A 23688-nucleotide genomic window follows, 5' to 3' on the forward strand; every position below is an offset into this window, starting at 1 on the left:
ACTCAGACCCGGCGCTCAAGCGGCGCGCGTCGGCGTCTTCAATGCGGTTTGCTCGATGACTCGCGCAAGGGTGTCGAACGCGGGACCAATCTTGTCGTTCGGCACACAGGCATAGCCGAGAAGCAGTCCGCGCCGCGCGGGCGGGTCGCTGCTGTAGTAGCTTGCGAGCGGCCGCACGATCACGCCGGCGTCGAAAGCGGCGGCCGTCACCGCGCGATCGTTCGCGTGATCCGGCAAGCCGAGCACCAGATGCAGCCCGGCTTCATCGCCCATTACCGGCAACTCGGTGCCGAAACGCGCGGTGATCGCGTCGATCAGAATCTGCCGGCGCTCGCCGTATAGCGCACGCATGCGCCGAACGTGCGAGGTGAGGTGGCCGTCCATGATGAAGTCGGTCATCACCGCTTGCTGCATCAACTGACCTTCGCGGTATAACTCGGCCACGCCCGTGCGGAACGTGTCCACCAGATGCTCCGGCGCGATCATGTAGCCGATCCGCAGGCCCGGAAACAGCATCTTCCCCAGACTGCCGACGTAGATCACCTGGCCGGCATCGTCGAGTCCTTGCAGCGAGGCGAGCGGACGGCTGCCGTAGCGGAACTCGCTGTCGTAATCGTCCTCGATGATCCACACGTTGTGCTGGCGCGCGTATTCGAGCAGCGTGCGGCGGCGCGCGAGGCTCATCACCATGCCGAGCGGATATTGATGCGACGGCGTAACGAGTGCGAGGCGCGGCGGCTGTTGCAAATCCTGGTCGCGCGGATTCAGGCCTTCGTCATCCACCGGCACCGGCACAAGGGTAATCCCCGATGACTGCAGCACACTACGCGCACCCCAATAGCAGGGTTCTTCGACCCACGCGCGGTCGCCGACATCGGTCAACAGGCGCACAGCCAGATCGATCGATTGATGAATGCCGGTGGTGATGATGATCTGATCCGGCGTGCAATTCACCGAGCGCGCGACGCGCAGGTAATCCGACAATGCCCGCCGCAATGGCCGGTAGCCGCCGCCGGGCGCGTAGGTCAGCAGATCGGGATTGGCCTCCTTCCACAAACGCGCCTGCAAGCGGCTCCACGTGCGCGCTGGAAATTCCGCGACGTCGGGCACGCCCGGCATGAACGCGCCCCATTGTTTGGCGGACACGCCGGCTTTATCGATCAGGCGCCGTCCGCGAGTCGACAGGTCGCCCAGATCGCGCTTCGGCGGCTTCGGGGTTGCCGTGGCCGTACTGCCTGCCTTGTCGACGCTCGCCACCGCCGGCTTCTTGCGCGTATTCACGGCTGCCGTGTCCGGCCTCGTGTCGGCGACGTAAGTGCCGCTGCCGGTGGTCGAGATCACGTAGCCCTCAGCGGTCAACTGATCGTAGACGTGCAGGACCGTGTTGCGCGCAATGCCGAGGTCTTCGGCGAGCGTGCGAGAACTGGGCAGTTTGGTGCCCGGCGGCAATTGGCCGGTCAGAATGGCTTGCTGCATGAGCCGCAACGTCTGCCTGTAGACCGGTTCGGCGGCCGTGCGGTCGAGCCTCGCGGCCAGCCAATCCGACAAGATCACGGTGTCCAAGTGGTTCTATCCGGAATAATGAAATGGTTCCATATTGTAGAACCGTAACGGTCTATAGTGAGCCACGCAATGGATGCAATCCCGCTGCTTTGCGGGGGAGCCAGCCGGACCGCAGAGGAGACTTAACCGATGAAAACCGATGACGTGATCGTCAGCTTTCGGGGTGTGCGCAAGACGTACGACGGCGAAACGCTGGTCGTCAAACAACTTGATCTGGATATCTATCAGGGCGAATTTCTGACCCTGCTCGGGCCGTCCGGATCCGGGAAAACCACCTGCCTGATGATGCTGGCGGGTTTTGAGTTTCCCACCGGCGGCGAGATCTGGCTGGACGGCACGCTGCTCAACACAGTGCCACCGCATAAGCGCAACATTGGCATGGTGTTTCAGAACTATGCGTTGTTTCCGCATCTGACAGTCGAACAGAACGTTGCCTATCCATTGACCGTGCGCAAGATTTCGGCGCAGGAGCGCGCGGAGCGCACCCATAACGCGTTGAAGATGGTGCGCATGGAGAGCTTCGCAAAGCGCTATCCGGCGCAACTTTCAGGCGGACAACAGCAGCGCATCGCGCTCGCCCGCGCGCTGGTGTTCGAACCGAAGCTCGTGCTGATGGACGAGCCGCTCGGCGCGCTGGACAAACAGTTGCGCGAACACATGCAGTACGAACTTAAATCATTGCACGAGAAACTCGGCGTGACGTTCGTGTACGTCACGCACGATCAGGGCGAGGCACTGACCATGTCCGACCGCGTCGCCGTGTTCGATAAAGGCATCGTGCAGCAACTCGATACCGTCGATCGGCTGTACGAATCGCCATGCAATGAGTTCGTGGCGAACTTCATCGGCGACAGCAACAAGCTGCGCGGCACGATCGCGAATGTCGAGGGTGAGTTCTGCGAATTCCGTCTGAGCGACGGCACGCGGCTCACCGGTCGCAATATCGGCGGCGCGCGGGCGGGTACGCCGGCGGTCGCGTGTATTCGCCCCGAGCGCATGAAGCTCGCCAACGGCCTGTCACGGCCAGGCGCCAATGCGCTGGCCGGCGAGGCACGCGGGCTGATCTATTTCGGCGACCACGTGCGCATGCGCTGTGGTTTGCATGAACAGGACGAGTGCTTCGTCAAGGTGCCGCTCGGCACCGACGCGCTCGACACCTTCGCGCCCGGCGCGCCGGTCGCACTGGAGTTCGCACCCGAGCATCTGCGGGTATTCGCAGGGGCGTGAATGCGCCGGATACGCACTGTGTTCGACGCGGGCAGGTCAGATCAGGCAGCACATAACAAAGTCGCACTGTATTGAGCTGGAAGCACACCACCAAAGGAGAGCAACACACCATGAGCAAGATCGGGAAATCGCGCTGCGCCATCGCTGTCGGTGCTGTGGCGCTCGCGCTGGGCGCCGCGCAAGTCAATGCGGCCGAATTGACGGTCGTCAATTTCGGCGGCGCGAATGGCGACGCGCAAAAGGTCGCCTTCAACCAGCCGTTCGAAAAGGAGACCAGCAATAAAGTCACCGCTGTCGAATACAACGGTGAGCAGGCCAAAGTGAAAGCGATGGTCGAAGCCAAGCATGTGAACTGGGATGTGGTGGAAGTCGAATCGGGCGATATCGGCCGCGGCTGTGATGAAGGGCTGTACGAGAAACTCGACTGGTCGAAGATCGGCAAGAAGTCCGATCTGATTCCCGAAGCACCGCAAACCTGCGGCGTGGGCTTCTTCGTGTGGTCGACGGCGCTCGCGTACAACGCCGACAAACTGAAAACGGCGCCGACCGGCTGGGCCGATTTCTGGGACGTCAAGAAATTCCCGGGCAAGCGCGCCATGCGCAAGGGCGCGCGCTATAACCTCGAATTCGCGTTGATGGCCGACGGCGTGCCGCCGAAGGAAGTCTACAAGGTGCTCGCCACCAAGGCAGGCCAGGACCGCGCGTTCAAGAAGCTTGACGAACTGAAGCCGAACATTCAGTGGTGGGAAGCAGGCGCGCAGCCGCCGCAATTCCTCGTGGCGGGCGACGTGGTGATGTCCACCGCGTATAACGGCCGGATCGATGCCGCGCAGAAGGAAGGCAAGAACCTGAAGGTGGTGTGGAACGGCAGCATCTACGACCTCGACTACTGGGCGATTCCGAAGGGCACGCCGAACAAGGCGCTGGCCGAGAAGTACATCGCCTATTCGATTTCGTCGAAGCCGCAACAGGACTACGCGCACAACATTGCGTACGGTCCGGTGAACGTGACGGCTATCAAGGCACTTGATCCGAAGACGCTCTCCAATCTGCCGAACTCGCCGGCTAACGGCAAGAACGCGGTGCTGCAGAACCTCGCGTTCTGGACCGATCATGGCGATGAACTGGAGCAACGCTTTTCGTCGTGGGCTTCGAAGTAGGGAGTGGGTGTGAAGGCGCGGGTTGACTTGGGGTGAACCCGCGCTGGGTTGTTGTAGTGAACGCATGGGACCCGAGTAAGCGCTAAAGCGCTAACTCGGGTCGACAGCCTTGCATGGGACCCGAGTAAGCGCTAAAGCGCTAACTCGGGTCGACAAAGGAGACGGGTTTGACCTCGATGACCATTGCTGCCGATTCGACGCCTGAATCAAGTGGCCGGCTCAAGCGCGAGCTGAAGGCCGCGGAATCCAGAAAGCGGGCCATGGCCCTGCTGCTGATCGCGCCGCTCGCGATCTTTCTGCTGCTGATCTTTGTCGTGCCAATCGGCGCGCTGCTCACGCGTGCCGCGCAGAATCCCGAAGTGGTCAACGCGCTGCCGCATACCCTCGCGGCGTTGAGCGCCTGGGATCGCAAGAGCACGCCACCAGACGCCGCCTATACTGCCCTGGCCGTCGACCTCGCCGCAGTCGCCGACAGCGACGGCATGGGCGCACTCGCGCGACGCCTGAACGTCGAGATTCCGGGTTATCGCTCGCTGATCGCCAAATCCGCGCACGCCATGCCGTTCGTCGACGACAACAGCAAACCCTTGCAGCTGACGCCCGCCCAGGTCCACGCCAAATTCGTCGAACTGGACGAACGCTGGAACGACATTACGTACTGGCAAGCGATAGCCAAAAACTCCGGCGCGTATTCGCCGTTCTATTTGCTTGCTTCACTGGATCACAAACAGGACGCGTTCGGCCACATCATCCCGACCGATCCCGATCAACAGATCTATCTCGCCGTGTTCAGCCGCACCTTTGTTATCGGCGCCGCGGTAACGGTCTTCGCGCTGCTGCTCGGCTACCCGCTTGCATACTGGATTTCCACGCTGCCCGAACGTCGCGCGAATCTGGTGATGATTCTCGTGCTGATTCCGTTCTGGACCTCGATCCTCGTGCGCGTGGCGGCATGGATCGTGATTCTGCAAAGCGAGGGGCTGGTGAACAAAGCGTTGATCGGCAGCGGACTGTTGCATGATCCGCTGTCGCTGCTGTTCAACCGCACCGGCGTCTACATTTCGATGACGCATATTCTGCTGCCGTTCATGATCCTGCCGCTCTATAGCGTGATGAAGTCGATCCCGCCAACCTATCAGCGCGCCGCGGTCTCGCTCGGCAGCCATCCGTTCGCCGCGTTCTGGCGCGTGTATGTGCCGCAGACTTATCCGGGCATCGGCGCGGGTGCGCTGCTGGTCTTCATTCTGGCAATCGGCTATTACATCACGCCGGCCTTGCTCGGCGGACCGAACGATCAGATGGTCAGCTACTACGTCGCGTACTACACCAACGTGACGATCAACTGGGGCATGGCGTGCGCGCTCGGCGGTCTGCTGCTCGCCGCGACACTCGTGCTGTATGTCATTTACGGGCGCTTCACGCGTTCGTCACTGAGCCTCGGCTGAACGGAGTTTATTGCGATGAAACTTGCCAAGCCATTGTTCGCGCCGCATACGTCATGGGTCGAGCGCGTCTGGTATTTCGCGCTGCGCGGTCTTGCCGTGCTGACGTTGCTGTATCTCATCTTGCCTGTGCTGGCGATCGTGCCGCTCTCGTTTTCGTCGAGCACGTTCCTGGTGTATCCGATTCCGGGCTGGTCGCTGCGCTGGTATCAGAACCTGATCGCATCCGATGAATGGCGCATGGCCGCCAAGAACAGCTTTATCGTCGCGCCTTCGGCGACGGTGGTCGCAACCGTGCTCGGCACGCTCGCGGCAATCGGACTGACCAAAGCGAATTTTCGCGGCAAAGGCTTGCTCATGGCGATCCTGATCTCGCCGATGATCGTGCCGGTGGTGGTGGTCGGCGTGGGCATGTATCTGTTCTTTGCGCCGCTCGGGCTGGCCAATACGTACATCGGGCTGATTCTCGCGCATGCGTCGCTCGGTGTGCCCTTTGTCGTGACGACTGTCGCGGCGACGTTGCAGGGGTTCAACTACAACCTGGTGCGGGCGAGTTTGTCGCTTGGCGCGAATCCGTTGAAGACGTTTTTCCGCATCACGTTGCCGGTGATCGCGCCGGGCGTGATTTCGGGTGCACTGTTCGCATTCGCGACTTCATTCGACGAAGTCGTCGTGACACTGTTCCTTGCGGGCGCGGATCAGACTACGTTGCCCCGTCAGATGTTCACCGGCATTCGGGAAAACATCAGCCCGACTATCGCGGCGCTGGCGACAATTCTGATTGTGTTCTCGACCAGCCTGTTGCTGGCGCTCGAGTGGCTGCGTGGGCGAAATGCAGCACGGGCGGTCAAGGCCTGAATGCAATGCGAACGGCAACGCGTTGTTGTTTGCAACGCATGATGCGCAACAAATTTCAGACGATATTCTAAGATTGTTCCCATTCCCTGCGTATCTGCGTCTCTTCATACTCGTAGCCGTCGATAAGAAGATGCGCTCGTCGCAGAGAATCAATGAAACACCAGCTAACGGTGCTCGTGTGCGCGCTGGCCTTGACAGCCTGCGCGGACCACGCCGCGCGTGAACGACTCGGCATCCAGGATGCCACGTTGCTGCAAACCGGCTTCGGCGCCACGCAAGACGAAGCCGCAGGCGCGGTCAACGCGCAATGGGTCAGCACCTACGCACCCATCGCAAGCAGTAGTGCGGCGCTGACCAGTCTGCAAGCGCGGCTCGATCGGTTGCCGGGCGACAAGAACGGCTATTTTCACGCCAAGGCGCAATGCTGGATCACTGCCGCCAAACAGGCGCGCCAAGCTAACGACCACTGGGGCTTCGTCGAAGAAGCGATCGGCCAGGCGGCCACGATCACGCTGAGTCTGGAAAACGGCACGCCGTTATCCGCAGCCAATCCCGCCCTGCGCACGGTGTCCACGGTGCGCCCCGATCTGTGGAAAATCGTTAATACCATCAAGTCGGATCCCGCCGTCGTTTCATGTCCGCCGGCGCAGCTGCCGCTCGCGTGCGCTGAGGTCGAACTGATGCAAGCCGGGCATGACGCATGGCGCCGCAGCTTCACCAACGCCGAGAAGCGCTTGCCGGAGGTGCAGGACAACTTGCGCCAATCGGCGCAACGGGCTCTGCAATGCGGGCAGCCAATACCAACCCCCGCATCGGCTCTTGCCTCTGCTGCAAAGTCGCAGCAAAAGATCACGCTAAAGGCCGATTCGCTTTTCCGCTTCAACGGCGGCGAAGAAGCCGCCATCTTGCCTGCCGGCAAGCGCCAGCTTGATGACGTGGCGACAGACCTTAGAGACGTTCCCGCATTGCACGCGCTGAAAATCACCGGCTACGCCGACCGCCTCGGCGACAAGTCATACAACCTTGGCTTGTCGTTGCGACGTGCGCGCACGGTCGAGCGATATCTGCGAGCGCATGGCGTGAGCTTGCCGATGACCGCGCTGGGCAGAGGCAGTGCGGACCCGCTGGTCGATTGCCGGCAGACCAGGCGTGATGTCTTGAGGCGATGCCTCGCGCCCAATCGCCGCGTCGAGATCGAACTTGTCTCGGCGCGTTCCTAGTGCCCTTGCAGCTAACACGATCCTGCGTTCCGGCGTGCCAACAACAGCGCGCAGAAGGTCGATCGTTTCGACGAGTCCGTGTCGTACCACCATTCGCCACGGGCAATTGTGCCCGCACACATACGTGCGTTCTCAAGCTTGACGCTGACAACAATCGGCGTCGCAACGCGTGTTCAGAAGGATTAGGAGATATGTCAACTATTCTGGTTATCGATGACCATCCGGCGTTCCGTATGGTCATCAAAATGCAGCTCATGCAATTGCTCGGCGTGGAAGAAGTGATCGAGGCCGACAACGGCCAGACCGCCGTGGAGATGGCCCGGGTGCACACCCCGGAACTCGCCATACTGGATCTCGACATTCCGCGCATTAGTGGGCTCGATGTGATTCCCCGTCTCAGGCTCGTTCATCCACCCATTCGAGTGATGGTGTTGTCGGGCCACGACCCGGCCACGTTCGCGCCGCGCGCAATGCGCTCGGGCGTCCACGGTTTCGTCGGCAAATCGCAGGAAATGAAAGAGATCATGCGCGGCGTGGAGGCGGTGCTGGCTGGCTACGACTGCTTCCCGGCTGACAGCGCCGAAGCTGAGGCCGTGAGCGGACTGAGCGCCTTGTCAGCGCGAGAGGTGGAGGTGTTGCAATATCTGGCGCGCGGTGTGAGCAATCGGGACATTGCCGGCCGCCTATCCTTGAGCGACAAAACTGTCAGCACCTACAAGAGCCGCATCCAGGAAAAACTCGGTCTTTCTTCATTGGCCGGACTCATCGAGTTCGCGACTTCGCATCGTTTGGTCGATTAGGTTGTGTGGGCTATGACCATTGTGAGCCTGTCCCGTTCTTCCGCGTGTACGTGGAGTCAAACGCTTAACGATCTGCTGGACGCCTCGCCATTGGAATCCCGCGCTTTCGTTCTCGACGAGAGCATGACGGATCTGCGCGAAGTGATAGGTGGTGTTATCGCTCTGCTCACTCCATTCGCACGTCGTCGCGATTTGCGTTTGCGCCTGTGTGTCGATCAAGCGGTAGCTGAAACGATTCTTGCCGACGGTGGCCGCCTGGGTCAGCTCGTTTTCCATTTGCTCAATCGAACGATTCAACTCGCCATGCAGGGAGAGATTTCGCTCGTCGTGCGGGCACAGCCGTTGAGTTCGAACTCGCAACGAATTTTTATCAGCGTGGTCGATGCGCCCGTCAAACACGCGCCCGCTGTCCCGCAGCCACTTTACGCTCCAACGATTGAAGACCCACAGATGGCCAGATGGCTTGGCGACGCCGAAGCATGTTTGTCGCTTTGCAGAATATTGGCGCAGCGTATGTGCGGCGAACTCTGCGTCTCGAGCGGTCTTGAGGAAGGCCCTCGAGCAATCTTCAACGCGCCGTTTTGCGTCGAACAATCGGTGTGGTCCGCGCAAGCGACTTGCGTCAACGTCGAGACGCCTCCTTTCTCCAGAGCCGCGCAGTCACTGGATCGCGCAACGAGCGGCTCCTTCGAGCCCTTCGACTGCCGTTATCTGGATGCCTTGTCTGAAGAGGGCGTCGATCTTCAAGCGTTTATCACCAACTGGCGTGAGGCTATGAACGACGACCTCGGGCGGCTCAGCGGGCTGCTTCGTGAAGGTCGCTTCGAACATCTCCAAGGCGTGCTGCACCGGTTGAGTGGCGCGGTGGGTCTCGTCGGCGCGCTAGATTTGATGGACGCGTTGCGGCGCGCGAGCGTATCGCCTCGTGAGCACAGAGCCACCTTAGCCGACGCGCTAATGGCGCGCGCAAGAACCCTCGTCACGCAACTCGAAGCAACGGCCTGCGTATACCGGAGCACCTCACGATGAGCCGACCGCTGGCTTTGATCGAAGGCGATCTGGCGCTTCCGGTCGCGCGGCCGTTCGATGCGTTGCCGCCGCCCTTCGGATCGCGGCGGCGGCCGGCGCAGACCGCGGCGCAACGCGAACCGCAACCCGGAGCACGCACCGGCGCGCAACAGGTAATCGAGAATGCGGTACAACGCGGGGCGTCGGCGGCACGTCGCGGGCCGTTTCCACCGGGCGTGAAGTTTCTGTTGTTCTATAAACTGCCTCAACGGCGCGACCACTCGCGCCGCTTCGACGAACAGCTGGCCGAAGCGAGGTATTACCTGGAGATGGGGCGTGTGCGCCCGCGTTCGACGCGGTCGGATCATGTGCTCGGAGCGGCGATCTTCGCGGGCTGCAGCATTGCGCTAGCCTGGCTGCTGACCACCTGTACGACGCACGACGCCGGCAAGCTGGTGGCCACGGCGGTAACACGGCCGGCGGCGCTTCGTCCGCCAGCTGAATTCGCCGGAACGATTGCGCAAGACGAAGCCTTGGCGGCTAGTTCAATGGCGACACCAAAGGCTGCTGTGTCCGGAGCGCCCGCGCAGACCAATGCGACACCAAAGGCCGCAGCGTCCGGAGTGCCTACGCCCACTAATACGTCCCCGCGCACGGCGTTTGGCCATGTCCCGACTGCGAAGCCGCAACGTGTCGAACAGATCGCGTCACATGCCGAGCTGCGAGAGCCAACGCATCGAACGGCGCCAAGCCGTCCCGCGAAGGCGGATCACCCGCTTCCGATCGTGCGCTTCAGCAAAGCGCAAGTCGACGGGCGCCTCGCATTGAGCCGCACAGCCAACCCGGCCACGCGGCCCTCCGCGTCGAAGTCACCCGAGTGGACTGCACGCTCCTCGTCCGCAAACGAAACGGCCGAGCGCGCGGCGCTGCTCGATTGGGCGGCGCAGATGCGTCGCGCGACAATCACAACGCGCGCCGGCGCGCCGACGCCGGGTGATACCGACTGGAGCGTCCACATGACCCAGCGCAGGATCACCGACAACCCGGACGCGTTCCAGACAGGTCGCATCCCGAAGTAGTGGCGAAAAAAAAGCCCGACCAATGGTCGGGCTTCAAAGTCGGCCACGTCCTCCACAGGACGCAGCCCCTGCAAAACAGCCAAGCTGTTTGCGCTATCGCCAGCCTTAAGCAGCCAGCAGCGAACGCAGCACGAACGGCAGAATCCCGCCGTGCTTGTAGTAGTCGACTTCGATCGGCGTGTCGATACGCAGCAGTACCTGCACGCGCTTCTCCTTGCCGTCCTTGCCGCGAATCACCAGCGTCACTTCCTGTTGCGGCTTGAAGTCAGCGCCGAGGCCTTCGATGTCGTACGTTTCTTCGCCGGTGATACCGAGCGACTGCACGCTATCCGAGCCCTTGAACTGCAGCGGCAGAACGCCCATGCCGACCAGGTTCGAACGGTGGATCCGCTCGAAGCTGCGTGCGACCACAGCCTTCACGCCCAGCAGTTGCGTACCCTTTGCAGCCCAGTCCCGCGACGAGCCCGTGCCGTACTCTTCGCCCGCGAACACGACGGTCGGCGTGCCGGCGTCGATGTACTTCATCGCTGCGTCATAGATCGACAGTTGTTCGCCGCTGGGCTGGTGAATCGTCAGGCCGCCTTCCACGCGCGAGCCGTCTGCCTTCGCCGGGATCATCAGGTTCTTGATCCGCACGTTCGCGAACGTGCCGCGCATCATCACGTCGTGGTTGCCGCGGCGCGAGCCGTAGCTGTTGAAGTCGGCCTTCTGCACGCCGTTTTCCTTCAGCCACTTGCCTGCCGGCGAGTCTTCCTTGATCGAGCCAGCGGGGCTGATGTGGTCGGTCGTGACCGAGTCACCGAAGATGCCCAGTGCGCGCGCGTTCGTCACGGCAGCGATGCTGTCGGCCGGCGTCATCGAAAAGTCTCTGCCGAAGAACGGCGGCTCAGCGATGTAGGTCGACTTCGGCCAGTCGTAGACTTGACCTTCTTCGCCTTCGATCTTGCTCCACAGGTCGCCCTTCTTGGTCAGCGCCGAGTAGTTCTTGCGGAACGCGTCGGCGTCCAGCGCGAACTTGAGCAGTGCGTTGACTTCTTCGCTGGTCGGCCAGATGTCGCCCAGGTAGATGTCCTTGCCGCCCTTGCCCTTGCCGACCGGTTCAGTCATCAGGTCGCGCGTGATGTTGCCGGCGATCGCGTAAGCGACGACCAGCGGCGGCGAGGCCAGGAAGTTGGCGCGGATGTTCGGGTGAATACGCGCTTCGAAGTTACGGTTGCCGGACAGAACCGCTGCCGCGACGATGTCGTTCTTCGTGATCGCTTCGTTTAGTTCCGGCGTCAGATCGCCCGCGTTACCGATACAGGTCGTGCAACCGTAAGCGGCCAGCGTGAAACCGAGCTTGTCGAGATACTTCATCAAGTCGGTCTTCGTCAGGTATTCCGTGACGATACGCGATCCCGGCGCCAGCGACGTCTTGATGTGCGGAGCGACCGTCAGACCGGCTTCGACAGCCTTCTTCGCCAGCAGGCCGGCGGCGAGCAGCACGCTCGGGTTCGAGGTGTTCGTGCACGACGTGATGGCCGCGATCAGGATGTCGCCGTTCTTCACGTCGACGCCATTGCTCGTGGTGTATTGCGCGTCGAGGTCTTCCGCCTTCTTCGCAAAGCCGTTTTCCGCCACCGGCTTCGAGAACAGGTCGCTGAAGGTCGACTTCACATGACCGATTTCGATGCGGTCTTGCGGACGCTTCGGACCTGCCAGCGACGGCGTCACCGTGCCGAGATCCAGCGTGACGACCTTGGTGTAGTCGATCTGGCCGGCCTTCGGAATACCGAACAGACCTTGCGCCTTGAAGTAGTTTTCGAAGGCGGAGATTTCTGCGTCGGTGCGGCCCGTGCCCTTGAAATAGTCGATGGTCTTTTCGTCGACCGGGAAGAAGCCCATCGTTGCGCCGTATTCCGGCGCCATGTTGCCGATCGTTGCACGATCCGGCAGCGACAGCGACTTCGTGCCTTCGCCGAAAAACTCGACGAACTTGCCGACGACCTTTTCTTTACGCAGCAGTTCGGTGACGGTCAGGACCAGGTCGGTTGCCGTCAGGCCTTCGCGCAGCTTGCCCTTCAGTTCGACGCCGACCACGTCCGGCGTCAGGAAGTACACCGGCTGGCCGAGCATGCCGGCTTCCGCCTCGATGCCGCCCACGCCCCAGCCCACCACGCCGATACCGTTGATCATGGTGGTGTGGCTATCGGTGCCGACCAGCGAATCCGGATAGTACACCGTGTCCGCGCCTTCAGCCTTCTTGTGCACGCCGCGTGCGAGGTATTCCAGGTTCACCTGGTGAACGATACCGACGCCCGGCGGCACGACCTTGAACGTGTCGAATGCCTGCATGCCCCACTTCATGAACTGGTAGCGCTCGTTGTTGCGCTGGAATTCCAGTTTCATGTTCAGGTCGAGCGCATTCTTTTCGCGGAAGTGATCGATCTGCACCGAGTGATCGACGACCAGATCGACCGGGACCAGCGGTTCGATCGACTTCGGATCCTTGCCCATGTGTTTCGCGACACCGCGCATCGCGGCGATGTCGGCGAGCAGCGGCACGCCAGTAAAGTCTTGCAGCACGACACGCGACACCACGAACGGAATTTCATCGACGCGCGCTGCGGTCGGCTTCCAGTTCGCGAGTTGCTCAATGTGTTCTTCGGCGATTTTCTTGCCGTCGTAGTTACGCAGCACCGATTCCAGCACGATACGGATCGAAACCGGCAGGCGGTCGATCTTGATGTTCAGTGCCTTGCCGAGTTGCGGCAGGGAGTAGAACTTGCCTTTGCCGGAACCGCTGTCGAATTCCTTGAGCGTTTTGTGGAGGTTGTGGGCCATGGTGTTTTCCTTGGTTTGATCGCGGAACTACTGTACCTGACTAGATGACGTACAAATCGACGTATTCATTGACCGGCATGGCTTCGAGCCTTGCCTGATCCAGCGACGCGTCGAGAATCGCCAGTTGTTGCTTGACCGGAAAGCGGCGCGCGAGGTTGGTCTTGAACTTCTCGACCAGCAACGGAATCCCGTCTTCGCGACGACGTTTATGACCGATCGGGTATTCGACTACGACTTCGTCGAATGTCGAACCGTCGTTGAATTCGATCGTCAGTGCATTGGCGATCGAGCGCTTCTCCGGATCGTGGTAATCCTTCGTGAACTGCGGGTCTTCGACACATTCCATCTTTGCGCGCAGCACGTCGATGCGCGCGTCCTGTGCGGTCGAATCTTCATAGTCCGCGGCCGTCAGGCGGCCGTGGATCAGCGGCACGGCGATCATGTACTGAATGCAATGATCGCGGTCGGCCGGATTGTTCAGCGGGCCTTTCTTATCGATGATGCGAATCGCGGCTTCATGCGTGCGGATCGTGATCTTGCGAATGTCGTCCACATGCTTTCCGGCTGCGTTGAGTTGCGCATGCAACTTCATCGCGGCTTCCGCCGCCGTTTGTGCGTGGAATTCTGCCGGAAAAGAAATCTTGAAGAGCACATTTTCCATCACATACGAACCGTACGGACGCTGGAACCTGAATGCCTTGCCTTTGAACAGAACGTCGTAAAAGCCCCACGTCTTCGCCGTCAGCACCGACGGATAGCCCATCTCGCCGGTCTTCGCGATCAGCGCGAGACGCACCGCGCGCGATGTCGCATCGCCCGCGGCCCACGACTTGCGCGAACCGGTGTTCGGCGCGTGGCGGTACGTGCGCAGCGCATGCCCATCGACAAACGCCTGCGAGACCGCATTGATCAGCTCGTCGCGCGTGAGACCGAGCAACTGGCCGACCACCGCGGTCGACGCCAGCTTCACCAGCAGCACATGGTCGAGCCCAACCTTGTTGAAGGAGTTCTCGAGCGCGATACAGCCTTGAATTTCGTGCGCCTTGATCATGGCGACCAACACGTCTTTCATCGCCAGCGGCTCTTTGCCGGCTGCGATGGCGCTGCGCGAGAGCCAGTCGGCTGTCGCGAGAATGCCGCCGAGGTTGTCCGACGGGTGGCCCCATTCGGCGGCGAGCCATGTGTCGTTGAAGTCGAGCCAGCGGATCATGGCGCCGATATTGAAGGCGGCCTGAACGGGATCCAGCTGGAACGACGTGCCGGGCACCTTCGCGCCGTTGGGGACGATCGTGCCCGGCACGATCGGTCCCATCAGCTTGGTGCAGGCTGGGTAGGTGAGCGCCTCGAGTCCACAACCGAGCGTATCGATCAGGCAGTGACGCGCTGTTTCCAGCGCGAGCGTGCTGTCGATCTGATACTCCAGCACGTAATCGACGATATCGACGAGGACTTGATCCGGGTCGGGTCGCACGTTGGAAATCGGAGCGGACATCGGGACGTTTTCCTGATGACGATACTTAGTTGCTGCTCTTGTTGATCGCGTTCGATTGCGTCGGAGCCGGAGCGCCTTCGACCATGGCTGCCGTCTTGCACTCGTCGGCCAGACGCGAGCTGTCCTTGTCCGAGAACAACATGGCCTTCGTCGGGATCACGACGAGATCCATGCCCGTTGCGGCGTCGTGGAAACGGTCTGCGCCCGTGGTGGTTGCTTCGCGCGGCAGATTGTAATTTTTGTTAGCCCAGTGAACCGTGACGATCTGGTCACGCTTCATGTCGCCCTTCAGTTCGAACGCGAGGCCTTCGTTGCACGACCACTTTTCCGCGCCTTCCGGCACCGGATCGACCTTCGCTTCCTTGGCCGGGTTCGGTTTGCGCTTGATCAGGCGCTTCGGCTGCGGTTTTTTCGGGACAGCGTTGGCTGCCGGCTTCGTGGTGGTCGCCGGTTGCGCGACGGCGTCAGTCGCGACGGCCAGCATCGTCGTGGACAGGGCGCCAATCACGGCGGCGATCATCAGCTTTTTCATGGAGAAAACCTTTCTATCTAGTTTCAGTTAAACATCCCGCGGGCTACCGGTCCTGGCGACCGCGTGGTTAAACTGCACGCGCTTTGAAAGCGCACAGCGACCGCTATTTTCTCCTATTTAGCGGCAGGTACTTCAAATTCTCGGGTCCGGTGTAATTCGCGCTCGGACGAATGATCTTGTTGTCGATGCGCTGCTCGATGATGTGCGCGCTCCAGCCGGCCGTTCGCGCGATCACGAAGAGCGGCGTGAACATCGCCGTCGGCACGCCCATCATGTGATACGAGACCGCGCTGAACCAGTCCAGATTCGGGAACATCTTCTTCGCTTCCCACATTACCGACTCCAGCCGCTCGGCGATGCTGAACAGCTTGGTGTTGCCGGCTTCCTTCGAGAGTTTCTTCGCGACTTCCTTGATGACCTTGTTGCGCGGGTCCGAAATCGTGTACACCGGGTGGCCGAAACCGATCACCACTTCCTTGTTCTCGACGCGGCGGCGGATGTCCGCTTCGGCTTCGTCCGGCGTCTGGTAGCGCGACTGGATCTCGAACGCGACTTCATTGGCGCCGCCGTGCTTCGGACCGCGCAGCGCGCCGATCGCGCCGGTGATCGCCGAATAGATGTCCGATCCCGTGCCCGCGATCACGCGGCCCGTGAAGGTCGATGCGTTGAATTCATGCTCGGCGTACAGGTTCAGCGACACGTGCATTGCGTCGACCCACGCCTTCGACGGCTCCACGCCGTGCAGCAGATGCAGGAAGTGGCCGCCGATCGAGTCGTCGTCGGTTTCCACTTCGATGCGCTTGCCGTTGTGCGAATAGTGGTACCAGTAGAGCAGCATCGAACCGAGCGAGGCCATCAGCTTGTCGGCAATGTCGCGCGCGCCCGGCAGGTTGTGATCGTCTTTCTCCGGCAGCACGGTGCCCAGCACCGATACGCCGGTGCGCATCACGTCCATCGGGTGTGCTGCGGCCGGGATCCACTCGAGCGCGGCCTTGACGTTCGCGGGCAGGCCGCGCAGCGCCTTCAGCCTGGTCTTGTACGCGGTGAGTTCGGCCTGGGTCGGCAGCTTTTCGTGGACCAGCAGGTACGCGATCTCTTCGAACTCGCAGGCGCCCGCGATATCGAGAATGTCGTAGCCGCGGTAGTGCAGGTCGTTGCCGGTCTTGCCGACCGTGCAGAGGGCGGTGTTGCCTGCCGTCACGCCGGACAGGGCGACCGATTTCTTCGGTTTGAAGCCGCTTTGGGGTTCGTTGCCGCCTTGTGCACCGGCGGTTTGCGTTGTCTCGCTCATCTCCCGCAATCTCCTTTGTGCCTGCTCATTGCTTCTGGTTGACCTACGCGTTCGACGTCGCTCGCCCGCAGCGCCAGATGATTCAGTGTTTCGATTGCAAGACGGTGTACAGGTACACCATTCAGCGCCGCCGTGCCGATCGCCGCATCGACGCGCATGCTCATGATGCGGCTTGCACGTTAGTGCCCACTTTCGCGAAGAGCGGCGCGGCGTCTTGCGGGACGGTGCGACCGGTGGCTTGCGCGCGACGCAGCACCGACCAGTAATAGCGATAGCTCGCCCGATCATGCAGCGTGTCGTGATGGCGCGTCGGGCCCCATTGGGCGGACTGCGCGGCCAGCAGGATTTCGGTGGCCGTGGCGATCTCTTCGTCGCGCGGCGCGAACGCGGCGACGATCGACTCGATTTGCGCCGGGTGGATGCTCCACATACGCGTGTAGCCGAACTCGTTGCGGGCACGCGCGGCGTCGTTTGCCACCACGCTCATGTCGCGCACTTCCGTGCTGACGTTGTGCGACGGAACTTTGCCGTACGCATGGCAGGCAGCCGAGATTTCCAGCTTCGCACGCCGGACCAGAGGATGATCGAACTGGCCGGGCGAGCGCATGGCCGTGTCGGGAATCGCGCCGTCGTGCGCGGAGACGAAGTCCATTAGCCCAAAGCTCAGCGCTTCCACACCGGGTAGTGCGGCCAGATCGAACACGCGCGTCAGCGCGCCGTGCGTCTCGACCAGCAATTGCACCGGCACCGGTTGCTCGATGCCGAATTCGCGGCGCGTGGCCTCGATGAACGCGACCATTTCGGCGGCATCGGGGACGTTGCGGATTTTTGGCAGGGTGATGTAAGCAGGCGCTCGCTTCGCGGCACGCAGAATGAGGCGGACGTCGTCTCGCCAGTGCGCGTGGTCGAAGTCGTGAATCCGCACGCCGACGCGGCCAAAGCGGTCATGTTCGCTGCCGAGCAGCGAGGCGACCAGTTCCGCGTGCTGTGCTTCGCGTCCGACCTGCGCGCCGTCTTCGCAATCGAGCGTGATATCGAACACCGGGCCCAGCTGCTGCTGCAACGCGAGCGATTTCAGCATCAGCTTTTCGCTGCCGGCGTAGTGATCGCAGGCAGGCAGCACAGCGGGCGGCACTTCGCCGTCAAACAGCACTTCGGCGGGTGTGAGGGCGCGCATCTTCGGCGTCAGGGCGTGGGTAGGGTTTGGAAAAACTGTTTGGAGAAATCTGATTCGGGCGCGCTCTGCCAGACCGTCGCGGCAACTACGCAAAACGCGCTCGAATCAGATGCGAACAACTGCGTTCGCACAAAAAAAACCGGAACTCGCCACGTTGATGTCTGGGAGCACCCCAGACCTGTCGCGTCGCGCCAGGCTCCCAAGCGGGATAACAAACTTGGGGGATGCCCGGCGTTTTCTCAGGAGTTCCGGTTTGTCTGCATCAGCCGCTTAGCCGAGCAGATGTTGAACGCCGTCGCGCTCTTCCAGCAGTTCCTGCAGCGTGCCGTCCATCTTCTCGCGCGAGAACGCGTCGATTTCCAGACCTTCGACGCGCTTGTACTCGCCGTTTTCGCACGTAACCGGCACACCGTAGATGATGTCTTCCGGGATGCCGTACGAACCGTCCGACGGAATGCCCATGGTGACCCACTTGCCGTTCGTGCCGAGCACCCAGTCACGCACGTGGTCGATTGCCGCATTAGCCGCCGACGCTGCCGACGACAGGCCGCGTGCTTCGATGATCGCCGCGCCGCGCTTGCCGACAGTCGGGATGAACGTGTTGCGGTTCCATTCTTCGTCGTTGATCAGCTTGGTCAGGTCCTGACCTTCTGCCGTTGCAACGCGGAAGTCCGGGTACATGGTCGGCGAGTGGTTGCCCCAAACGGCCAGCTTTTCGATCGACGCGACCGGCTTGCCCGACTTGGCCGCCAGTTGCGACAGCGCGCGGTTGTGGTCCAGACGCAGCATGGCGGTGAAGTTCTTCTTCGGCAGATCCGGCGCCGACTTCATGGCGATGTAAGCGTTCGTGTTGGCCGGGTTGCCGACCACCAGAACCTTCACGTCGCGGCTGGCGACTTCGTTCAGCGCCTTGCCCTGAACCGTGAAGATTTCGGCGTTCGCCGACAGCAGGTCCTTACGTTCCATGCCTTTCGAACGCGGACGGGCGCCGACCAGCAGGGCCACGTCTGCATCCTTGAATACGACCTTGGGATCGTCGGTGATCACGACGCCCGACAGCAGCGGGAATGCGCAATCATCCAGTTCCATCACGACGCCTTTGACGGCGCCTTGTGCTTGCGGCAGGTCGAGCAGTTGCAGGATAACCGGCTGATCCTTGCCGAGCAGGTCGCCATTGGCGATGCGGAACAGCAGGGAGTAAGCAATTTGACCTGCGGCGCCGGTGACGGCAACGCGCTTTGCGGGCTTAGCCATTGAGAAATCTCCAGGACGATGCGTTAGACGCTAGGGAAAACGCCATTCTATATGCGCGTTCAGCGAAGCGTTATGAAACACGGCGGAATTCACTGTTCGCGGACTGCCTCGTAATCTGCCGAGGGCGAGCGGCGCGTTGCGGCGAGACCGCCGTGCCGGAAACCTGTACAACTGCATGGGAGCGGGAATACGAAGCGCCGGGTAGCCGTTGCACGGTGCGGGCTCCTGCAAACAGCGCGTTTCGGCAAGCGTCTGGCCAACGAATGGCGGCGAAATCGAAACCTGAACTGCGTGGGAACAGCATGGTGCAGGGTGGCTGCCGGGGCGTCGCGGCGCTGCGCGAAACAGCCTCCGAAAAACCCGCAAACCCTTGTTCGACAAGGAGTGTAGGAGTCGCTAGACACAAAGTCAACATTATCTTATGTCTTATATAAGACATATCTATCGAGGGGAAAACCCTAGACGCGGCCCAGCCCTTTATGATGAAATGCGCGGATGAATTCGAACCCGGCGAACACCACGAATCCGAACGGCCAAGGCGCCGCAGGCGAGGGTGTACCCGCTGCCGCCCCGGCCACGTCGCCCACTTTCAGCCCGTTGTATCAGCAGATCAAGGGGCTGATCACGCAGAGCCTTGAAAGCGGCGAGTGGAAGCCCGGCGAGATCATTCCTAGTGAAGTCGAATTGGCGGCTAGATACAAGGTCAGCCAGGGAACGGTGCGCAAAGCGATCGACGAACTTGCTGCCGACAACCTGCTGGTGCGCCGGCAGGGTAAGGGTACTTTTGTTGCAACGCACAACGAGGATCGCGCCCAGTTTCGCTTCCTCCGATTGCTGGCCGATGACGGAGCGGAGCACCCGCACGTGAGCCGCCTGCTCGAGTGCCGGCGTTTGCGCGCTTCGGCTGACATCGCACGGCAACTCGACCTGAAACCCGCCGATCCGGTTGTATTGATCAAGCGATTGCTGCAGTTCGACGGCGAAGTCACCGTGCTCGACGAAATCTGGCTGCCCGGCGCCGTGTTTCGCGGGCTCACGCTCGAGCGGTTGTCGGAGTATAAAGGTCCACTCTACGCGATGTTCGAGACGGAATTCGGCACGCGCATGATCCGCGCGACGGAGAAGATCCGCGCGGTGGCGGCCGAGCCCGCCGTGGCCGACCTGCTGCACGTGCCCGCGGGTTTTCCGCTGTTATCGGTCGAGCGCGTGTCCTATACATACGGAGACCGGCCGGTCGAAGTACGCCGTGGTTGGTATGTCACAACCGGGTACTACTATCAGAACGATCTAAGTTGAAACGGGTTTGAAACGGTTTGAATGAGGGCGCCGCGTCCCACGCGCGTGCCTGTTTGACGGCGCCTTTATCGCGCAGGCTGCAACGGACTACTCGTGGTTTTCGCTGCAGCGCGATATAAAAAGGCGCTAAAATTGCGGATTAGTGTGACTACATAGTAGGGGTCTAGCATGGCTGAAGCCGTAAAAAAACCGAGGCCGGAATTCCGGAACATCGGTATCGGGCAGATATTGACGGCGTACCGTCTCCCGCTAGCGGGGCGAGTATCGATCTTGCACCGCGTGAGCGGTGGTCTGCTTTTTGTTTTTCTTCCGTTCCTGCTGTACCTCTTCGATCAGAGTCTGACTTCTGAACTCAGCTTCGAAGTCTTCAAAGGCTTCCTCTCCAACATCGTCGTCAAGCTCATCACGCTCGTTCTCGCGTGGGCCTTCCTGTTCCACTTCTGCGCCGGCGTCCGTCACCTGTTGATGGACACGAACCACAATGCGGTCACGAAGGAAAAAGGCAAGTCGACCTCTATCGTGGTTCTCGTCGTGTCGTCGCTGCTCACCATTGCATTCGCGGCAAAACTGTTCGGAGCATTCTAAAAAATGTCAGCTAATAACCGAATCGGTTCGAAGCGTCTTGTTGTCGGCGCGCATTACGGTCTGCGCGACTGGCTCGCCCAGCGCATTACCGCCACGATCATGGCGATCTACACGGTGATCCTGCTCGTCTGGTTCTTCGGCGCGCGCGATTTTTCGTATGAAGGCTGGGCGTCGATCTTCGCGACGCAATGGATGAAGCTCGCCACGTTCGTCACGCTGCTCTCGCTGTTCTATCACGCCTGGGTTGGTATCCGCGACATCTGGATGGACTATGTGAAGCCCGTTGGCACGCGCCTGTTCCTTCAGGCGCTGACGATCGTCTGGCTGCTCGCATGTGCGGGCTACGCTGCGCAGATTCTCTGGAGAGTGTAAAAGAATGGCTGCAATCAAGAATTCTCTGCCGCGTCGCAAGTTTGACGTGGTTATCGTCGGCGCAGGCGGCTCGGGGATGCGCGCTTCGCTGCAACTCGCGCGCGCTGGTCTGTCGGTTTGCGTGCTGTCCAAGGTGTTCCCGACGCGTTCGCACACGGTCGCTGCCCAAGGCGGCATCGGCGCTTCGCTCGGCAACATGAGCGAAGACAACTGGCACTATCACTTCTACGACACGATCAAGGGCTCCGACTGGCTCGGCGACCAGGACGCGATCGAGTTCATGTGCCGCGAAGCACCGAACGCAGTCTACGAACTCGAACACTTCGGCATGCCGTTCGACCGTAATGCCGACGGCACGATTTACCAGCGCCCGTTCGGCGGCCACACCGCGAACTACGGCGAAAAGCCGGTGCAACGCGCTTGCGCGGCGGCTGACCGTACCGGTCACGCGCTGCTGCACACGCTGTATCAGCAGAACGTCGAGGCCAAGACGCAGTTCTTCGTCGAATGGATGGCGCTGGATCTGATCCGCGACGCCGAAGGCGACGTGCTCGGCGTGACCGCGCTGGAAATGGAAACCGGCGACGTCTACATTCTCGAAGGCAAGACCACGCTGTTCGCCACGGGCGGCGCGGGCCGCATCTTCGCGGCGTCCACCAATGCGTTCATCAACACCGGTGACGGCCTGGGTATGGCGGCGCGCTCGGGCATCGCACTGCAAGACATGGAATTCTGGCAATTCCACCCGACCGGCGTGGCCGGCGCGGGCGTGCTGATTACCGAAGGCGTGCGCGGCGAAGGTGGCATTCTGCGTAACTCGAACGGCGAGCGTTTCATGGAACGCTACGCGCCTACCCTGAAGGATCTGGCGCCGCGCGACTTCGTTTCGCGTTCGATGGACCAGGAAATCAAGGAAGGCCGCGGCGTGGGTCCGAACAAGGATCACGTGCTGCTCGACCTGTCGCACATCGGCGCCGAGACGATCATGAAGCGTCTGCCGTCGATCCGCGAAATCGCGCTGAAGTTCGCGAACGTCGACTGTATCAAGGAGCCGATCCCGGTCGTGCCGACCATCCACTATCAGATGGGCGGCATTCCGACGAACATTCACGGCCAGGTCGTGGGTACGTCGAAGGGTCACGAAGAGCCGGTCAACGGTTTTTACGCAGTGGGCGAATGCTCGTGCGTGTCGGTGCACGGTGCAAACCGTCTCGGCACGAACTCGCTGCTCGACCTGGTGGTGTTCGGCCGCGCGGCCGGCAATCACATCGTCAAGCACGTGAAGGAAATCAAGGAGCACAAGCCGCTGCCGGCCGACGCCGCTGATTTCGCGCTGTCGCGTCTGGCGAAGCTGGATAGCTCCTCGTCGGGCGAGTACGCGCAATCGGTCGCAAACGACATCCGCGGCACGATGCAGAAACACGCTGGCGTGTTCCGTACCTCGGCGTTGCTGTCGGAAGGCGTCGAGCGCATCCGCGAAGTGGCTGACCGCGTCGACAGCATCCATCTGAAGGACAAGTCGAAGGTGTTCAACACGGCACGTGTCGAAGCGCTGGAAGTGGCGAACCTGATCGAAGTGGCACGCGCCACGATGGTTTCGGCCGAAGCGCGCAAGGAAAGCCGTGGCGCGCACGCGCAGAACGACTTCGAACATCGCGACGACGAAAACTGGCTGCGCCATACGCTGTGGTTCAGCGAAGGCGATCGCCTCGACTACAAGCCGGTTCACATGCAACCGCTGACGGTCGAATCGGTTCCGCCGAAAGCGCGGACCTTCTAAGGCACAAGTCAAAGGAATTCAGAAATGGCAAAGCGTACATTTGAAATTTATCGCTACGACCCGGACAAGGACGCAGCGCCGCGCATGCAAACGTACGAGATCGAAATCGACTCGCACGAACGCATGCTGCTCGACGCGCTGCTGAAGTTGAAGGCAGTTGACGAAACGCTGTCGTTCCGCCGCTCGTGCCGCGAAGGCGTGTGCGGTTCGGACGCCATGAACATCAACGGCAAGAACGGTCTGGCCTGCCTGCAGAACATGAACGATCTGCCGCAAAAGATCGTGCTGCGTCCGCTGCCGGGACTGCCGGTCATTCGCGACCTGATCGTCGACATGACGCAGTTCTTCAACCAGTATCACTCGATCAAGCCGTACCTGATCAACGATACGCCGCCGCCGGAAAAGGAACGTCTGCAGTCGCCGGAAGAACGCGACGAGCTCGACGGCCTGTACGAATGTATTCTGTGCGCTAGCTGCTCGACTTCGTGCCCGAGCTTCTGGTGGAATCCGGACAAGTTCGTTGGTCCGGCCGGCCTGTTGCAAGCCTACCGTTTCATCGCGGACAGCCGCGACGAAGCGACGGGCGAACGCCTCGACAACCTGGAAGATCCGTACCGTCTGTTCCGTTGCCATACCATCATGAATTGCGTCGACGTTTGCCCGAAGGGCCTGAACCCGACCAAGGCGATTGGCAAGATCAAGGAATTGATGGTTCGCCGCGCTGTTTGA

The 23688-nt window shown here is 61.2% G+C and carries 21 protein-coding genes; 13 read left to right on the forward strand and 8 right to left on the reverse strand.

Features of this window, described 5'->3' with window-relative positions:
• Positions 1-15: 15 nt before the first annotated feature.
• A complete protein-coding gene (gene pdxR, locus AC57B1_RS28520) occupies positions 16-1563 on the reverse strand; it encodes a MocR-like pyridoxine biosynthesis transcription factor PdxR (RefSeq protein WP_496419371.1) in 1548 nt (515 codons plus the stop codon).
• 129 nt (positions 1564-1692) lie between these two features.
• Here pdxR and AC57B1_RS28525 point away from each other — a divergent pair, with 129 nt between their 5' ends.
• The 8 genes from AC57B1_RS28525 to AC57B1_RS28560 all read left to right on the forward strand — a co-directional run bounded on the left by AC57B1_RS28525 (position 1693) and on the right by AC57B1_RS28560 (position 10357).
• Positions 1693-2790: an ABC transporter ATP-binding protein gene (locus AC57B1_RS28525; RefSeq protein ID WP_091805058.1), complete on the forward strand. Its 1098-nt coding sequence runs from the start codon at positions 1693-1695 to the stop codon at positions 2788-2790.
• Between the two features lie 110 nt (positions 2791-2900).
• On the forward strand, positions 2901-3950 hold the full coding sequence (locus tag AC57B1_RS28530) for an ABC transporter substrate-binding protein (RefSeq protein ID WP_091805055.1): 1050 nt from the start codon (positions 2901-2903) through the stop codon (positions 3948-3950).
• 176 nt (positions 3951-4126) lie between these two features.
• The gene (locus tag AC57B1_RS28535; RefSeq protein ID WP_177205196.1) at positions 4127-5395 is read left to right on the forward strand and encodes an ABC transporter permease; all 1269 of its coding nucleotides are present in this window, start codon (positions 4127-4129) and stop codon (positions 5393-5395) included.
• A gap of 15 nt (positions 5396-5410) precedes the next feature.
• Positions 5411-6250, forward strand: a complete 840-nt coding sequence (locus tag AC57B1_RS28540) for an ABC transporter permease (protein WP_091805049.1) — start codon at positions 5411-5413, stop codon at positions 6248-6250.
• Positions 6251-6402: 152 nt separating this feature from the next.
• The gene (locus tag AC57B1_RS28545; protein WP_496419372.1) at positions 6403-7470 is read left to right on the forward strand and encodes an OmpA family protein; all 1068 of its coding nucleotides are present in this window, start codon (positions 6403-6405) and stop codon (positions 7468-7470) included.
• A gap of 191 nt (positions 7471-7661) precedes the next feature.
• Entirely contained in the window at positions 7662-8270 is a 609-nt protein-coding gene (locus tag AC57B1_RS28550) for a response regulator (protein WP_496419373.1), read from the forward strand.
• 12 nt (positions 8271-8282) lie between these two features.
• Entirely contained in the window at positions 8283-9299 is a 1017-nt protein-coding gene (locus AC57B1_RS28555) for a sensor histidine kinase (RefSeq protein WP_496419374.1), read from the forward strand.
• On the forward strand, positions 9296-10357 hold the full coding sequence (locus tag AC57B1_RS28560) for a hypothetical protein (RefSeq protein WP_496419375.1): 1062 nt from the start codon (positions 9296-9298) through the stop codon (positions 10355-10357). The genes AC57B1_RS28555 and AC57B1_RS28560 overlap by 4 nt, the downstream gene beginning before the upstream one ends.
• Before the next feature lie 105 nt (positions 10358-10462).
• Here AC57B1_RS28560 and acnA read toward each other — a convergent pair whose 3' ends face one another.
• The 7 genes from acnA to AC57B1_RS28595 form a co-directional block, all read right to left on the reverse strand.
• Positions 10463-13180 (reverse strand): aconitate hydratase AcnA, encoded by a 2718-nt coding sequence (gene acnA, locus AC57B1_RS28565; protein ID WP_496419376.1) that lies wholly within the window; start codon positions 13178-13180, stop codon positions 10463-10465.
• Positions 13181-13220: 40 nt separating this feature from the next.
• Positions 13221-14672 carry a bifunctional 2-methylcitrate dehydratase/aconitate hydratase gene (locus tag AC57B1_RS28570; protein WP_496419377.1) on the reverse strand — a complete coding sequence of 484 codons (1452 nt, stop codon included), beginning with the start codon at positions 14670-14672 and terminating at the stop codon, positions 13221-13223.
• Positions 14673-14697: 25 nt separating this feature from the next.
• Positions 14698-15204, reverse strand: a complete 507-nt coding sequence (locus tag AC57B1_RS28575) for a hypothetical protein (RefSeq protein WP_091804907.1) — start codon at positions 15202-15204, stop codon at positions 14698-14700.
• A gap of 103 nt (positions 15205-15307) precedes the next feature.
• Positions 15308-16495: a bifunctional 2-methylcitrate synthase/citrate synthase gene (gene prpC / locus AC57B1_RS28580; RefSeq protein ID WP_091804904.1), complete on the reverse strand. Its 1188-nt coding sequence runs from the start codon at positions 16493-16495 to the stop codon at positions 15308-15310.
• Positions 16492-16659, reverse strand: a complete 168-nt coding sequence (locus AC57B1_RS28585) for a hypothetical protein (RefSeq protein ID WP_496419378.1) — start codon at positions 16657-16659, stop codon at positions 16492-16494. Before AC57B1_RS28585 ends, prpC begins: the two co-directional genes overlap by 4 nt.
• On the reverse strand, positions 16656-17672 hold the full coding sequence (locus tag AC57B1_RS28590; protein WP_496419379.1) for an HpcH/HpaI aldolase/citrate lyase family protein: 1017 nt from the start codon (positions 17670-17672) through the stop codon (positions 16656-16658). The genes AC57B1_RS28585 and AC57B1_RS28590 overlap by 4 nt, the downstream gene beginning before the upstream one ends.
• A 270-nt stretch (positions 17673-17942) precedes the next feature.
• Positions 17943-18926 carry a malate dehydrogenase gene (locus AC57B1_RS28595; RefSeq protein ID WP_496419380.1) on the reverse strand — a complete coding sequence of 328 codons (984 nt, stop codon included), beginning with the start codon at positions 18924-18926 and terminating at the stop codon, positions 17943-17945.
• 495 nt (positions 18927-19421) lie between these two features.
• Here AC57B1_RS28595 and AC57B1_RS28600 point away from each other — a divergent pair, with 495 nt between their 5' ends.
• The 5 genes from AC57B1_RS28600 to AC57B1_RS28620 all read left to right on the forward strand — a co-directional run bounded on the left by AC57B1_RS28600 (position 19422) and on the right by AC57B1_RS28620 (position 23688).
• Positions 19422-20222, forward strand: coding sequence for a GntR family transcriptional regulator (locus tag AC57B1_RS28600; protein ID WP_091804898.1), 801 nt, complete (start codon positions 19422-19424; stop codon positions 20220-20222).
• A gap of 168 nt (positions 20223-20390) precedes the next feature.
• Entirely contained in the window at positions 20391-20807 is a 417-nt protein-coding gene (gene sdhC, locus AC57B1_RS28605) for a succinate dehydrogenase, cytochrome b556 subunit (protein WP_091804894.1), read from the forward strand.
• Between the two features lie 3 nt (positions 20808-20810).
• A complete protein-coding gene (sdhD, locus tag AC57B1_RS28610) occupies positions 20811-21179 on the forward strand; it encodes a succinate dehydrogenase, hydrophobic membrane anchor protein (RefSeq protein ID WP_091804890.1) in 369 nt (122 codons plus the stop codon).
• A gap of 4 nt (positions 21180-21183) precedes the next feature.
• A complete protein-coding gene (sdhA, locus tag AC57B1_RS28615; RefSeq protein WP_496419381.1) occupies positions 21184-22959 on the forward strand; it encodes a succinate dehydrogenase flavoprotein subunit in 1776 nt (591 codons plus the stop codon).
• A gap of 24 nt (positions 22960-22983) precedes the next feature.
• A complete protein-coding gene (locus tag AC57B1_RS28620; RefSeq protein WP_012428644.1) occupies positions 22984-23688 on the forward strand; it encodes a succinate dehydrogenase iron-sulfur subunit in 705 nt (234 codons plus the stop codon).

It is taken from the genome of Paraburkholderia sp. BGA-UO-ETr-F21 (assembly GCF_059567925.1).

Coding starts and splice junctions, on each gene's coding strand:
- AC57B1_RS28560 (WP_496419375.1), top strand. CDS start 9,296: ATGAGCCGACCGCTGGCTTTGATCGAAGGCGATCTGGCGCTTCCGGTC.
- AC57B1_RS28525 (WP_091805058.1), top strand. CDS start 1,693: ATGAAAACCGATGACGTGATCGTCAGCTTTCGGGGTGTGCGCAAGACG.
- AC57B1_RS28595 (WP_496419380.1), bottom strand. CDS start 18,926: ATGGCTAAGCCCGCAAAGCGCGTTGCCGTCACCGGCGCCGCAGGTCAA.
- AC57B1_RS28550 (WP_496419373.1), top strand. CDS start 7,662: ATGTCAACTATTCTGGTTATCGATGACCATCCGGCGTTCCGTATGGTC.
- sdhD (WP_091804890.1), top strand. CDS start 20,811: ATGTCAGCTAATAACCGAATCGGTTCGAAGCGTCTTGTTGTCGGCGCG.
- prpC (WP_091804904.1), bottom strand. CDS start 16,495: ATGAGCGAGACAACGCAAACCGCCGGTGCACAAGGCGGCAACGAACCC.
- AC57B1_RS28540 (WP_091805049.1), top strand. CDS start 5,411: ATGAAACTTGCCAAGCCATTGTTCGCGCCGCATACGTCATGGGTCGAG.
- sdhC (WP_091804894.1), top strand. CDS start 20,391: ATGGCTGAAGCCGTAAAAAAACCGAGGCCGGAATTCCGGAACATCGGT.
- AC57B1_RS28585 (WP_496419378.1), bottom strand. CDS start 16,659: ATGAGCATGCGCGTCGATGCGGCGATCGGCACGGCGGCGCTGAATGGT.
- AC57B1_RS28545 (WP_496419372.1), top strand. CDS start 6,403: ATGAAACACCAGCTAACGGTGCTCGTGTGCGCGCTGGCCTTGACAGCC.
- acnA (WP_496419376.1), bottom strand. CDS start 13,180: ATGGCCCACAACCTCCACAAAACGCTCAAGGAATTCGACAGCGGTTCC.
- AC57B1_RS28535 (WP_177205196.1), top strand. CDS start 4,127: ATGACCATTGCTGCCGATTCGACGCCTGAATCAAGTGGCCGGCTCAAG.
- AC57B1_RS28575 (WP_091804907.1), bottom strand. CDS start 15,204: ATGAAAAAGCTGATGATCGCCGCCGTGATTGGCGCCCTGTCCACGACG.
- sdhA (WP_496419381.1), top strand. CDS start 21,184: ATGGCTGCAATCAAGAATTCTCTGCCGCGTCGCAAGTTTGACGTGGTT.
- AC57B1_RS28570 (WP_496419377.1), bottom strand. CDS start 14,672: ATGTCCGCTCCGATTTCCAACGTGCGACCCGACCCGGATCAAGTCCTC.
- AC57B1_RS28620 (WP_012428644.1), top strand. CDS start 22,984: ATGGCAAAGCGTACATTTGAAATTTATCGCTACGACCCGGACAAGGAC.
- AC57B1_RS28555 (WP_496419374.1), top strand. CDS start 8,283: ATGACCATTGTGAGCCTGTCCCGTTCTTCCGCGTGTACGTGGAGTCAA.
- AC57B1_RS28590 (WP_496419379.1), bottom strand. CDS start 17,672: ATGCGCGCCCTCACACCCGCCGAAGTGCTGTTTGACGGCGAAGTGCCG.
- AC57B1_RS28530 (WP_091805055.1), top strand. CDS start 2,901: ATGAGCAAGATCGGGAAATCGCGCTGCGCCATCGCTGTCGGTGCTGTG.
- AC57B1_RS28600 (WP_091804898.1), top strand. CDS start 19,422: ATGAATTCGAACCCGGCGAACACCACGAATCCGAACGGCCAAGGCGCC.